This is a genomic window from Asaia sp. A2 (assembly GCF_057319415.1).
The window spans coordinates 61,784-75,153 of record NZ_JBXWTO010000007.1 but is presented as its reverse complement, the minus strand read 5'-3'; the positions used below and the strand labels follow the sequence as shown (position 1 = coordinate 75,153).

The window sequence follows — 13,370 nt, the reverse complement described above, 5'->3', positions numbered from 1 at the left end:
GGTCAGTTGCCGGAACCCATCGCTGCGAGAAGTTCAGCGAGAACGGCGGGGGTTCCTTTCTGTTCCATTCTCTCTGCCATTTCACGTATGAGGCTACGATGCGCTTCGCTCAGGGTGAAGCTTTCAAACACCGTCATGCTGAAAACGCTCTCCCAGGACAGGGCGCGCTCGCGCTGGGTGTCACTTATGGCGGGTTCAAACGGGGCAAAGCTCGTGCCGGCATCGGTGCGGCCGCGCAGGTAGCGAATGAAGCAGGCCAACACGAAAGCGATGCGCTGTATGTCAGCCCCTTTTTCAACCAGCACGTTCCATGTCGGCGCGAGAAAGACGGGCAATTTGCTGCCGCCGTCACCCGTGATGCGAGCCAGCCTGTCGCCCACGGCCGGATTGCTGAAACGGGCCACGATCAGGTCACGATAATCGGGCAGGGACATACCGGCAGGCGCGGTAAGATGCGGGATGACGTCCAGCGTCATGAAACGATCGACAAGAGCATGAATGCCCGGATCGGTGATCGCATCGCGCACGGTGTCGAGCCCCGCAAGCTGGCCGGGATAGGCCAGCATGGAGTGCGAGGCATTGAGCATACGCACCTTGGCCAGCTCGTAGGGATGCACGTCAGGGACAAGCTGCGCGCCGACCTTTTCGAGTTCGGGGCGCCCGTTGACGAAGTGATCCTCAATGACCCATTGCGCGAATTCTTCCGAGATCACGGGCAGCTGGTCGATCACCCCACATTCCGCATTGACCCGTTCGGCGTCTTCCTTGAGCACGGCTGGCGTGATTCGATCGACCATTGAACTCGGGAACGAGACTTCCTGGGCGATCCAGGCTGCCAGAGCGGGGTCAAGCGCCTTGGCATGGGCCAGAACGGACCGGCGCGTTACCACGCCATTATCGCGCAGGTTATCGCAGGACAATACGGTGAAAGGCGCAATGCCCGCCTCACGGCGACGGCGCAGCCCTTCGACAATGAAGCCGAAAGCCGATTCCGGTTTGGCCGGGTTCGCCAGTTCACGTTGGGTCAGGGGGGGCCTCCAGGCGGTAGGTGCCCGTAGCTTGATCCTGATTATAGCCGCCTTCCGTGATGGTCATGGAGACGATGCGCGTTGCAGGATCGGCAATGCGGGCCAGAACGGCCTCAGGGTCAGCCGGGGCGAAAAGATAGGCGATCATGCTGCCGATCACCTGATGGCGGGTCTTTCCGTCAGGGGCGTAGCGGGTCAGCGTGTACAGGTCGTTCTGCGCCGGAAATGCCTCCAGCTTGAGGCGCTCGGTGGCGTCATCAATCAGCCCGACGCCGCAGAAGGCCCAATGGCTGTTGCCCGGCTCGTGCAGAAGCTTGTCCATGTACCAAAGCTGATGGGCGCGATGGAAATTGCCCACGCTCAGATGCACGATCCCGGCTGTCAGGGCGTCGCGGTCATAGGAGAAAGTCTCGACACTGGATGGCAGGGCCGGGAGAGTTGCTGTGGAAAGAGCAATCATGAGCTATCCTGGGTGTGATCTTACGCGATCACGACAATGGCGTCGGGGTCGTCCTGCCCCGGATGGAAAAATGCCGGAACAGTCCGGGCATGGCCTCGTTCGGCCACGCAATCTGTAGTGCAGCGCGCCGGATGATGTGGCGGTTCCCCTATATCCCTCAAGCGATAAAACGGACTGTCTATGGCACTATTTGGTGAGGAGGATTACACCGCCCCGATGACGAACAGGAAAACGATTGCCGTAATTGGCGCGGGCCCGGCCGGACTTGCCGCCGCCGAGCGGATTTCGGCGGCCGGGCACGATGTGGTGGTCTATGACCATATGCCAAGCCCCGCCCGTAAGTTCCTGATGGCCGGGCGCAGTGGGCTGAACCTCACCCATGCCGAAGATCTCTCCCTGTTCCGGACGCGCTATGGTGAAGCCGAGGCATGGCTGACGCCGTTCATTGAGCGCTTTCCTCCGCAGGCGCTGCGCGACTGGGCCGACGGGCTGGGGCAAAGCTGTTTTACGGGCAGCAGCGGTCGCGTTTTTCCTCATGCCATGAAGGCCTCACCGCTCTTGCGGGCGTGGCTCGGGCGTCTGGCAGCGCAGAACGTGCGGCTTGCTCTGCGCTACCGCTGGACCGGATGGGACGCACAGGGACAGCTGCTATTTTCGACACCAGAGGGCGTGGCCAGCGCCTGCCCGGACGCTGTCGTTCTGGCGCTCGGTGGTGCATCATGGTCTCGCCTGGGGAGTGATGGCGGATGGGTCGAGTACCTGCCCCCCGAGAGCGTTGCTCCGCTCCAGCCAGCCAATTGCGGCTTTCAGACGTGCTGTCCTGCGGCCTTTCACGAGCGCTTTCACGGTGAGGTGCTCCATTCGGTCGTCATCAGTGGGGCGGGCGTGCAGGCACGGGGTGATGTGACCATCACGCAGCGCGGCATCGAGGGAGCGCCCGTCTATCGCGTGTCGGCGGCATGGCGCGACGCGCTGGCGGAGAGGGCGCCGCTCGACATCAGGATCGATTTCCGCCCCGGCCTGACCCGTGACGCACTCGCCCAGCGTCTGGACAAATTCCGTGCGCGGGAGAGCCAGGCGAACAGGCTGCGTCGCCTTGGCCTTTCCGCACCCGCCCGCTGGCTGCTGCGCGAGGCGTTTGAGGGGAGGGTGCAACCCGCAGGGTCCTGCGATGAAAATCAGGGGAAAGGGGCCGCTGACGGGCTGGCCGCGCTGATCAAATCCTGCCCGCTAGGGCTGAGCGGCACAGATGCCCTTGACCGGGCTATTTCCACATCGGGCGGTGTGCGGCGCGATGCCGTGAACCAGGCGCTGATGCTCATGGCGCGGCCAGGCGTGTTCGTGGCAGGAGAGATGCTGGACTGGGAAGCGCCAACGGGCGGCTATCTGCTCCAGGCCTGTTTCGCCACCGGTCGGGCGGCAGGCGAGGGGGTACTGTCGTGGCTGGAGGCGGGGCCCTAGAGTCAGCGCAAATTTTTAAGCCCCAAGCGAAGGGTAAAACCAGCTCTCATGCCTCGGCGAATGGCTGACTTTAGAGGCAAGTTGCGCTAGGGAGACCCCCATGAGCGTATCGATTACCATGGGTCGTGGCCGCGACGGCGCGGATGTCCAGCTGGACCTGACTGAACTTCTCGCAACCCGCCTGTTGGTGCAGGGCAATTCGGGTTCGGGAAAGTCGCATCTGCTGCGTCGCCTGCTTGAACAGACGGCAACGCTTGTCCAGCAGGTCATCGTCGATCCCGAGGGTGATTTCGTGACACTGGCCGATAAATACGGCCACCTCGTGATTGATGCATCGGAACAGACAGAGGCCACACTCCGCGCTGCCGGTGAGCGCGCGCGTGCCCACAGGGCATCGGTTGTGCTCAATCTGGAATCGGTCGAGGCAGAAATGCAGCTTCGGGCGGCAGGGTCGTTCCTCAACGGCATGTTCGAGGCGCCACGCGCGCACTGGTATCCGGTGCTGGTGGTCGTGGATGAGGCGCAGCTTTTCGCGCCCGTCGCGAGTGGTGACACCTCCGATGAGGCGCGACGTCTGTCCCTTGGGGCAATGACCAACCTCATGTGTCGTGGGCGAAAGCGTGGTCTGGCCGGGGTGATCGCGACGCAGCGTCTGGCGAAGCTCGCCAAGAACGTGGCGGCTGAGGCCTCCAATTTCCTTATGGGCCGCACCTTCCTCGATATCGACATGCTTCGCGCGGCCGATCTTCTGGGGATGGAGCGCCGTACGGCGGAGGGGTTCCGTGATCTGGCGCGCGGCCAGTTCATGGCGCTTGGCCCGGCGCTGAGCCGCAGGCCGCTCATGGTCACGATCGGCACGGTCGAGACGGCCAGTCACGCAACAGGGCCGGTCCTGACCCCGTTCGAGGCACGCCCCGCCGAGGATAATTACAGCCTTATTCTCGAACCTGTTGTGGAAGCGACGCCCCGCCCGCGTGAGCGGCGTACGCCGGCGCCCGATCTCTTGGCGCAGCTTGACGCCTATTCCGCCGCTGCGCCGGTCGAGGAGGTCGCGCCGGAAATCGAAGCTGCGCCAGAACTGCTCTGGCGTCTGGTCGAGGCCGTGATTGCCGAGACAGATTCGGCCTATCGCCCGCTGGCCACGCTCTATCAGGATTTCCAGCTGCGCGCCCGCATCGAGCGGCTCAATCGCAATGTGCTGGATCTTGGCGCCTTTCGCCTGCTGCTTGCCAGCGTGCGCTCCGGGGCAAGCTTCGAGCAGGCGCAGGAAGAGACTTGGCAGCAGGCGCTCGATATAGCCCGGGCCGTGCCTGAAGATGTGCAGGGTGTCGTGCTTCTCCTCGCACGTGCCGCACTGGACGGGTCGCCGTGCCCCGGTGATGAGGCCATAGCCGAGGCCTATGGCACACATTCGCTCGGCAGGGCGCGTCGGCAGCTTGCCTATCTGGAGGAACGCCAGATCATCGTGGTGCAGGACATGCCTGCGGGGCGTCGCATCGCTTTCATCGGGCATGGCTGGCAGACCGGCTGAAGGTGTAACAGCCGGACACCGCCCCACCGGGTGTGGCGGAATGCTGGTGTCACAATGCGAGGGGGGCGTCCTGCGTTGGATAACAAAATCGTATCCTGCCTCAGCAGACGCGCGCTGCAACCGTGCAGTGTATGGTGTCGTTTGAGTGGAGAACGCGATTTGTAACCGGTCCTGAAAGGTTCTGGATAAAATTATGACAAACGATGAACTGATCGCCCTCGTAGCGCTTAATGGTGCGGATGCAACCTACGACGGCCGTCTCTCTGGCTACGACATTACCGTGCCGGTGCATATCCAGGGGGGCGACGGGCACTACATCATCAAGCATCTCGTCAAACCCATGTATTTCTCGGGTGCGATGATCATCGACGTCAAACTTCTGGATCCCGACGCGCCTCGCCACGAGTGATCGCGGGGTCTCTTGCACGGGGAGCCGTATGGCCGAAGAACACAGAAAGGTGCTGCCAGGCGCACTGGCAGCCCTTGGTATCGTTTTTGGTGATATCGGCACCAGCCCACTCTACACCCTCCAGACCGTCCTGAACGACACAGGCTCCACCGACCGGGTCACCCTGCTCGGAGGGTTTTCCCTGCTTGTCTGGACGATGATCATGGTGGTTGCCGTCAAATATGCGACCGTGGTCATGGGGGCGGATAACCGGGGGGAGGGCGGTATCCTTGCCCTGTTCTCGCTCGTAGGCGGCTCGTTCGGCAAACATTGGTACGCACGCGGTACACTGCTCGCAGCGGCCGGACTGTTCGGTGCGGCGCTGCTTTATGGTGATGGCGCCATTACCCCGGCCATTTCGGTACTCAGCGCCATTGAGGGCATTGGCGTTGTCACGAAATCGCTCCAGCCTTACATCCTGCCCATCGCCACCGTCATCCTTTTTGGCATCTTCGCCATACAACCACTGGGGACAGCGCGTATCAGTGCCGTGTTCGGCCCGATCATGCTGGTCTGGTTTCTGGCCCTTGGTGGGATTGGCCTCTTCTCCCTGCTGCATGATCCCTCCGTACTGGTGGGGCTCAACCCGCTTTACGGTCTGCGGTTTCTGTATGAGCACGGTGCGAATAGCCTGATCATTCTTGGGGCAGTTTTTCTCTCGGTAACGGGTGCTGAAGCGCTCTATGCCGATATGAGCCATGTGGGCCGGCCCAGCGTACGCCTTGCCCTTGCGGTGATTGTGCTGCCCATGCTGGTGCTGAGCTATGCTGGTCAGACAGCTTTTCTGGTCAGCCACCCGCAGGTAAAGGATAATCCCTTCTTTGCGGCTATGCCGCATGGCCTTGTGCTGCCCATGGTGATTCTGGCGACCTTTGCCACGATCATCGCCAGTCAGGCTATCATCACCGGCGCCTTCACGCTCACGCGTCAGGCCATGCAGCTTGGCTGGTTTCCAAGCCTGAACATTCGCCAGACTTCGGATGAGGAGTACGGGCAGATCTATGTGTCCGTCGTGAACTGGGCGCTGATGATCGTCACACTGCTGATCGCCTTGAGCTTCAAGAGTTCGGACGCCTTGTCCGGCGCCTATGGCACGGCAGTGTCCACCACCATGCTCATGACAACCCTGCTCATTTTCGATGTCATGCGCGAACGCTGGTCATGGCCCCTCTGGAAGGCTGTACCGATCGCACTGTGCTTTGCGGTGATTGACATTGCGTTTTTCGTTGCCAATCTGCTCAAGATCGACAAGGGCGGCTATGTGCCATTGCTTATCGGGCTGATCATCTATGTGATCATGACCACGTGGCGTCGCGGTATTACCCTCCTGCGCGCTGGCCTTGCTCCCTTGGGTGAGCGTTCGGACAAGGTGTTGCAGAAGCTGCGCGACGGAGAACTGATCCGCACACCCGGCGCAGCCGTATTCCTCTCGCGCTATGAGACGGCTCTGCCACCCATCGTGATGCGCCACGTTGCCGACTTCCATTGCCTGCCCGAGCATGTCGTCATTTTGAATGTGAAATTCGATACAGTGCCCCGTGTGCCAGCCGATGAACGCATGTCGGTCAAGGATGTTGGTCACGGGATATGGACCGTGAACGTCAGCTTTGGTTTTGTGGAGATACCGAACCTCTACTATGTGCTCGGTCAGGCGAAGGAGGCCGGGTGCGCTCTCGATCTGGAGAAGGTCGTTTTCTTTGCGGGCGATGATGATGTGGTGCCTGATCTCAAGACGCCCAAGATGGTCTCGCCGCGTCGTATCCTTTTCGGCTTTCTCTACCGCAACGCTGTGCGGGCCTCTGACCGCTTTACTTTGCCACGCGAACGATTGATCGAGATTGGCCATCAGGTCGAGATCTGACCTGACATGTTTGCGACCCTTCAGCAATGAAGGGCGTTACGCTCACCTTGCCCGGTTTCAGCAGTGCGACAGGGCCAGACTGGAAGGAATAGTATCATGCGTCATCTCCTTGGCTGCACGTTCATGGCAGCAAGTCTCGTCATCACGCTCCCGCAGGCCATGGCTGAGCCGGGCGGCTGCCTGAAATATGGCGCAGCGGGCGCCGTGGGCGGCCATCTGGTCAATCATGGTGTGCTTGGTGCCGTGGGCGGATGCGCAACGGGAATGTATCGCCGTCATGAGTACCGCAAGGAAGCCAAGGAGAAGGCAGCGGCTTATGACAAGGAGCATCCGGGCGCCAAGGGCAGCTATGAGGAAAAGGCCACGGCTTACGACGTCGAACATTCGACGCAGCCGGGAAAATCCGCTCCGTCCGACGCCCCGCCGTCGAAGAACTGAAGCTGTCTTCAGCAAACCCGGCTGATGAAAGGCCTCTCGTCATCGAGCTGGTGCTTTCATTGGTTGCGCGTCATCAACCGAAGCGCCGACTGGTGCGCGAGCGCTCGTACCGCTTGGGCGCATTTCGGTGTCCCGGGCGGAGGGGCTGAACAACACAAAATCCGAAGCCCCGGCAAAGCATCATTTCCTGATGTGCTGCCGGGGTTTTTTATGGGCACATCTACTGCGTCTGGCGACAAACGCTAATTAATCGGTAACCTCAAAGTAACGCATTGTATCTTGTGTCAAACTATGACAATCAGGCTCCAATATCCCAGTTTCGCGGATCAGCACGCCCGTCATGTCTGTCACACTGCCTTTTCGCCCCCCTGCGGCACAGCAGCCTCTTTCGCGTATCGGCATTGTCCTGCGTGATTTCCGTCTCGGCGGTAGTGAGCGCGTGGCCATCGGCCTTGCCAATTTCTGGGCCTCCTGCGGCCTGGAGGTTGTCATCATGGCCGGGCGGGGGACCGGACCGTTGCGCGCGCTCGTTTCGAGGGATGTGGCGATCGTGGATTTCGCCATCACCGCACGGCTGAATGATACGGCTCTGGTCTGGATGCTCGCATGGCGAGCCCGATATCGTGCGGCCGGCTTTGCTTTCGATGCCGTCTACATACCGGGGAACAGCCATTGGCCGGTCGTGCCCCTGTTGGCGACACTGACGCGCGAAAAGCGTCCGTTCATTCTGGCGCAGGTCAGTTCGCCTGTCTGTCGCGAAGGCCGCTCTCCTGCGGCACAGTCGCGCTACGACCGTCGCATGCGTACCCTGTTACGCTACGCTGATCGGGTCACAACGCTCAGTCATGATCTGGCGCAGCAGACGCGTGAAATCCTGAGAGGAACACCGGTCGATGTGGTCCCGCTTCCGGCGCTGTGGGATGAGGCACCCCCGGCACCGGTGCCGACTGACAGCAAGACCATTCTGGCGGCCGGACGTCTTACCGCCATCAAGGGATTTGACGGCCTGATACGGGCTTTTTGCCTCGTGCTCGTGCGCCACCCTCAGGCAAAGCTCGTGATCTGCGGCGAGGGCGAAGCGCGCGCCGAGCTGGAAGCCCTCATTGAGCAACTCGACCTGTCAGGCCGGGTATCGCTTTGCGGCTATGTGCCCTCCATACGGGAAGCCCTTACGGAATCGCGGGTTTTTGCCCTGACGTCCCATTGCGAGAGCTTTGGTGCGGTGCTGATCGAGGCTCTGGCTGCCGGACGTCAGGTTGTCGCGACAGACTGCTCCCCCGCGGTGAGCACATTCATCACGAGCCGTTCTGCGGGGCGGATCGTACCCACCCGTGACGAAGGGGCTCTGGCCAACGCTCTGGCCGATGTGCTGGACGAGGCACCGACCCAGCCCGCGGACCTGACCCCTCTGGTGGATCGCTTTCATGTCTCGCATGGAGGGCGGCTTTTCCTTGCGCTCATGCAGCCGCGACAGACGATCAGTCCGGGGCTGGCAGGGCAGGGCTTTGACAAAACGGTCCGCGCGTAATCTGTTGCCTGATCATGGGTTCTGAACAACGCTCGGCGCTACACCGTATTTTCAGCAATACTGGCTTTCTGGTTTCCAGCCGCATCATCAATGCGCTGTGCAGTTTTGCCTATGTGGCATGGGCTGCGCACACGCTGGGCCTGAAAACCTTTGGTGTGCTGCTTTTGATCACCACCTTCGTCATGCTCGTTTCAGACATGACGCACCTTCAGTCATGGCAAACGCTGCTGCATTATGGCGCTGCGTCATATGAGGCACGGGATCGCAGGCGTTTCATGCCCATACTGGGCTATTGCATGCGCTCGGACATGCTCAGCGGTCTCGCGGGGCTGCTTGGCGGTCTGATTGTGATTGCCGTGGCGGGCACGCATTTTCTGGGCTGGTCGGACGCGGTCAAGCGTGATGCCTCATGGATGATGCTCACGGTCGCCTTCATGAATACGGGGTGGTCCACGGGGCTGATCCGGCTGAGCAACCGTTTCGGGCTGGCAGCCCTGTTCGATTTCGTTTCGACCTGTGTTCGTACGATTGGTTATCTGATCGGCTATCTGCTTCATGCCTCGCTGGAGTTCTTCCTGTTCGTCTGGTTCCTGCATCAGGCTGCCCTGTTTGTCGTGACGAGCCTTGGTGGGTTTATCCTTCTGCGCCGTCATATGGGGCGGGATATCGGGTTCTTCTCCTGTCTTTTCTGTGCCGCCGATATTATTGGTATCTGGGGGTTTACCATCAGGGTCAGCGTCAATCAGATCCTTGATGCTGTGTTCCGACAGGGTGGTACGCTCATCATCGGCGCCGTGCTCGGTGCGCGTGATGTCGCGATTTATCGCGTGACCAAGCAGATATGCGATGGTCTTGCCAAACCGGCTCAGATGATGATTCCGAGCCTGTACCCGGAATTCGTGCGGTTTCGCGATAGCCAGAACTGGCAGGCCTTGCGCCATGTCACGCGACGCCTGGCACTGGTGATTATCGGGTTTTCGATACTGGCAGTGCTTGTGGCGCTGTTCGGGGGCAAGGCGATCCTGCATCTCATGCTGCATGACAGTTTTGCCCATGAGCGCCTCATCATTCTTCTCATGGTATGCAGCGCCCTGCTTGAGGTGTGCATCATTCCGCTCGAGACATTGCTGACCGTTATGGGGCGGCTTGCGATCATCCTGAAATATCGGCTTGCCGTCATGGTGCTCTATTTTGTCGTGCTGGCGGGCCTCATGTCAGTCATCGGTGTGACAGGGGCGGCTCTGGCCAGCGTAGCGTGCTCAGTGATGATTTTTGCTCTCTGCCTGTTCCTTGCGGCGCGCTGGATCTCCCCGCGCTGGGCTGAACGTTACGGCGTGGTCTGAGGGAGCCGTTACCCAAGCGCTCGGTAGATTCGTGACGGGTTTACTGAGGGGGCTTCGGAACGTTGGAGCATGATGCGGCCACGTATACGGTTGAGTGTCTTATATCCCCAACCGCTATCGACAGTCTTCCCCCGACCGGTCCAGTGCCAGAAACAGCAGAGCAGCGATGCCAAGGCACGCAGGGGTGATCGACGCGCCGCCATATTCGTGTCCCTCTTCGATATCGCGCACGATGCCGAATGCCCAGTGATGATCGGGGAAGACGAATAATCCGACATGCGAAGGCCAGAAGCAGCGCATCAGCCCGACCGACATAAAGGCAAGGCACATCAACCAGGAGAGCAGCCGTATTGCGTGCAGATCGGGGCGCGATCTCGCGATGGTAAATTGCACGATTTTCTCCTGCTTTCATGCGTTCTATCCGGGGCGTCAGCAGCGGTCGGGAAACTTGCCAGCGGATGTTCGGAACATCTCGCAGGGGCGACCGTTCACGCAAGATGTTTCTCCTTCGCGATAATCTGACAGCCATGCAGAGATCACCCGTTACTGCCGATCAAGCTGCTGGAGAAAGGCAGTGTCGCGTGAAGGACCATGACTGTCTCTCTCAAGCGCTTGGCAGGTCAAGGGCGATAATATAATGGCCCGACCAAAGTAATTGGTCGATCAATTCTTTTATTAATATAATTATGGTGGTAGTGAAGACGTGAAAGAGGCACAGGCGGACAGGGCGCCGGCAGAGGCCGGGTCGATGCGGGGTCCTTCGGCCAGCAGTCGGGCCGGGTTGGATGCAACCAACTTTTTTCTGGCCGATGTGCAGGACGGTGTCGGTCCATACCTGACCGTCTATCTCGCCAGTGCACGACACTGGCAGGCGGGGCCGATTGGCGTTGCCATGGCCATGACAGGGCTCGCCACGGCGCTTTGCCAGATTCCTGCGGGGCTGATGGTGGACTCGATCCGCTATAAACGCGCTCTCGTGGCAATCTCTGCGGTGATAACGGCCCTGAGCTGCATCCTGATCATTGCAGTACCCGGCATGGCCCCTGTTCTGGCAGCGCAGATCATGATGGGAGCGGCTGCCGCGGTCATACCGCCGGCGCTTGCGGCCATTTCACTGGGGCTTGTGGGGCGTCGCCGCTTGCCCGGTCGTATCAGTCGCAACCAGGGTATCAACCATTTCGGTTCCTTCGCCTCAGCTGCACTTGCGGGGCTCTGCGGACAATACTGGGGATTGAACTGGATTTTCTATCTGGTTTGCGGCTCTGCTCTGGCCAGTGCTCTGGCGCTTCTGCTCATACGACCGGGTGAGATTGACCAGAAGGTCGCACGTGGCAGCGAGGATGACTCAAACGAACCGCCTGTCGCTATCGGCTCTCTCATAAGCCAGCGTCCCGTCTGGGTGTTTCTTTGCTCCATCGTGTTGTTCCACCTGGGCAATGCCGCCATGCTGCCTTTTGCCGGTCAGGTCATGGCCAAAAGTCACCCGGGTTCCGAAACGGTTACGTTGAGCGCGTGCGTGATCGTCGCTCAGTTCGTGATGATGCTCGTGGCCTGGGGCGTTGGGCGCGCAATGGCACGAGGCATCGGGCGCAAGCCCATCTTCCTGCTCGCTTATGCCATCCTGCCGATACGCGGCTTGCTGTTCACGTGGTTCGACGCGCCGGGGGCCATCATTGCCATTCAGGTGCTGGATGGTATCGCGGCCGGGATCTTCGGCGTGATTGCCATCATCATCGCGGCTGATCTGACGCATGGAACGGGGCGGTTCAACTTCCTGCAGGGCATGGTGGCGCTGAGCGTCGGCATCGGTGGTGGGCTGAGCAATCTGATTGGCGGATACATCGTGCAGCTCGAAGGTTATCACGCCGGCTTTCTCTCGCTCACGGTCATTGCTGTATTGGCGCTGGTATTTTTCCTGACGCTCATGCCCGAAACACGTGACCCGGATGAACAGGGCGTACGTGCTGCCGTGGCAGCCTGAGGAACAACCGCCATGGAGGCGCTTATCCTGTGGGGGGCCTGTCTTTTCGCTGTAGCGGGATTACTGCTACGGCCGTGGCAATTGCCCGAGGCGCTCTGGACGTCACTCGCCGCCGTAACCCTGCCGCTTGCAGGGATTCTCCCTTGGCATGATGCTGGCCGGGCAATCGCCTCGGGCAAGGAAGTGTATCTGTTTCTGCTGGGCATGATGCTGCTGAGCGAAGTGGCACGGCAGGAGAAGCTGTTCGACTGGCTGGCGGCCTTCGCGCTGAGCCGGGCGAGCCGTTCCGGGCAAAGACTGTTCTTGCTCATCTTTGCTGTCGCAATCGTCACAACGGCCTTTCTTTCCAATGATGCCACGATCATCCTGCTGACACCGCCCGTTATTGCCGTCGCCAGCAAGGCCAGGATCGATCCTTATCCTTCGCTCCTGGCCTGCGCCTTTGTCGCCAACGCGGCGAGCTTTCTCCTTCCAATCAGCAATCCGGCCAATCTTGTACTTTATGGAGGGGCACCCCCCGGCCTCGTGCCCTGGCTGGGGCGTTTTCTCGTGCCATCCTGTATGGCAATCGGGATCAGCTTTGTGATGCTTTTCTGGATGATGCGACACAGGATAAAGGTCGAGTTCGACCAGTCGGAACCGTTGCCAGAGCTGGATACGACGGCGCGCTTCAGTGCGCTGGCCCTGTTCGTCATCACGCTGCTGCTGACCCTCGTTTCGTTCATGCATGGTTCGCTGGGCTGGGCCACAGCTGCGGGAGGGGTGGCGCTTTATGCCGTGATAACGCTGCGCCGCCGCCAGTCTCCTCTGCCCGGGCTCAGCGCAATCTCCTGGTCGGTTTTCCCGCTGGTTGCCAGTCTCTTCGTGCTTGTCGCAGCCGTTGAGCAGAGTGATGTTATCGCCTCGCTTGTCCGGTTCATTCTCGCCTGTGGTCACGGTACCGAGGCCGTCATGGTGACGGGCTTTGGCATGGCCATTCTGAGCAATATCATCAACAACCTGCCCTCCGGCCTGATGGCCGCCCAGCTTGCCCCGATGCTCTCATCGCATGCGAGCGCCTTTCAGGATGCGTTGTTGATCGGTGTGGATCTGGGGCCGAACATGACGCTGAGCGGATCTCTGGCAACGGTGCTCTGGCTGATTATCCTGCGCAAGCACGATCTTGAAATGAGCTATGGGCGCTTCATGCGTTTTGGCATGGCGCTGACCGTACCCGCCCTGATTGCCGCTTTGCTTGTTCTAATGATCTGAGCGCAGGTGTTTCGCCCCCGGAAGCGTGACAGGCGGATTG

At 60.5% G+C, this 13,370-nt stretch carries 12 protein-coding genes; 9 read left to right on the top strand and 3 right to left on the bottom strand.

Features of this window, described 5'->3' with window-relative positions:
- Positions 1–2: 2 nt before the first annotated feature.
- On the bottom strand, positions 3–962 hold the full coding sequence (locus ACWNRM_RS07690) for a mannitol dehydrogenase family protein (RefSeq protein WP_485170342.1): 960 nt from the start codon (positions 960–962) through the stop codon (positions 3–5).
- A 52-nt stretch (positions 963–1,014) separates the two neighbouring features.
- Positions 1,015–1,488 (bottom strand): mannitol dehydrogenase family protein, encoded by a 474-nt coding sequence (locus ACWNRM_RS07685; RefSeq protein ID WP_485170260.1) that lies wholly within the window; start codon positions 1,486–1,488, stop codon positions 1,015–1,017.
- Positions 1,489–1,668: 180 nt separating this feature from the next.
- On the opposite strand from ACWNRM_RS07685, the gene ACWNRM_RS07680 reads away from it, so the two are divergent.
- The 7 genes from ACWNRM_RS07680 to ACWNRM_RS07650 all read left to right on the top strand — a co-directional run bounded on the left by ACWNRM_RS07680 (position 1,669) and on the right by ACWNRM_RS07650 (position 10,098).
- Entirely contained in the window at positions 1,669–2,949 is a 1,281-nt protein-coding gene (locus tag ACWNRM_RS07680; RefSeq protein ID WP_485172187.1) for a TIGR03862 family flavoprotein, read from the top strand.
- 100 nt (positions 2,950–3,049) lie between these two features.
- Positions 3,050–4,480: a helicase HerA domain-containing protein gene (locus ACWNRM_RS07675; RefSeq protein WP_485170258.1), complete on the top strand. Its 1,431-nt coding sequence runs from the start codon at positions 3,050–3,052 to the stop codon at positions 4,478–4,480.
- A gap of 193 nt (positions 4,481–4,673) precedes the next feature.
- Positions 4,674–4,889, top strand: a complete 216-nt coding sequence (locus tag ACWNRM_RS07670; RefSeq protein WP_485170257.1) for a hypothetical protein — start codon at positions 4,674–4,676, stop codon at positions 4,887–4,889.
- Between the two features lie 28 nt (positions 4,890–4,917).
- Entirely contained in the window at positions 4,918–6,789 is a 1,872-nt protein-coding gene (locus ACWNRM_RS07665) for a potassium transporter Kup (RefSeq protein ID WP_485170256.1), read from the top strand.
- Between the two features lie 123 nt (positions 6,790–6,912).
- Entirely contained in the window at positions 6,913–7,227 is a 315-nt protein-coding gene (locus ACWNRM_RS07660; RefSeq protein ID WP_485170341.1) for a hypothetical protein, read from the top strand.
- Between the two features lie 340 nt (positions 7,228–7,567).
- Positions 7,568–8,755 carry a glycosyltransferase gene (locus ACWNRM_RS07655; RefSeq protein WP_485170255.1) on the top strand — a complete coding sequence of 396 codons (1,188 nt, stop codon included), beginning with the start codon at positions 7,568–7,570 and terminating at the stop codon, positions 8,753–8,755.
- 14 nt (positions 8,756–8,769) lie between these two features.
- Complete coding sequence (locus ACWNRM_RS07650) at positions 8,770–10,098, top strand: lipopolysaccharide biosynthesis protein (protein WP_485170254.1); 1,329 nt, start codon at positions 8,770–8,772, stop codon at positions 10,096–10,098.
- 114 nt (positions 10,099–10,212) lie between these two features.
- Here the strand turns inward: ACWNRM_RS07650 and ACWNRM_RS07645 are convergent, their stop codons facing one another.
- Positions 10,213–10,491 carry a hypothetical protein gene (locus tag ACWNRM_RS07645; RefSeq protein WP_485170253.1) on the bottom strand — a complete coding sequence of 93 codons (279 nt, stop codon included), beginning with the start codon at positions 10,489–10,491 and terminating at the stop codon, positions 10,213–10,215.
- A gap of 355 nt (positions 10,492–10,846) precedes the next feature.
- On the opposite strand from ACWNRM_RS07645, the gene ACWNRM_RS07640 reads away from it, so the two are divergent.
- Together ACWNRM_RS07640 and ACWNRM_RS07635 are read left to right on the top strand one after the other, a co-directional pair.
- On the top strand, positions 10,847–12,079 hold the full coding sequence (locus ACWNRM_RS07640) for an MFS transporter (RefSeq protein ID WP_485170252.1): 1,233 nt from the start codon (positions 10,847–10,849) through the stop codon (positions 12,077–12,079).
- A 12-nt stretch (positions 12,080–12,091) separates the two neighbouring features.
- Positions 12,092–13,330: an SLC13 family permease gene (locus tag ACWNRM_RS07635; protein WP_485170251.1), complete on the top strand. Its 1,239-nt coding sequence runs from the start codon at positions 12,092–12,094 to the stop codon at positions 13,328–13,330.
- Positions 13,331–13,370 lie beyond the last annotated feature (40 nt).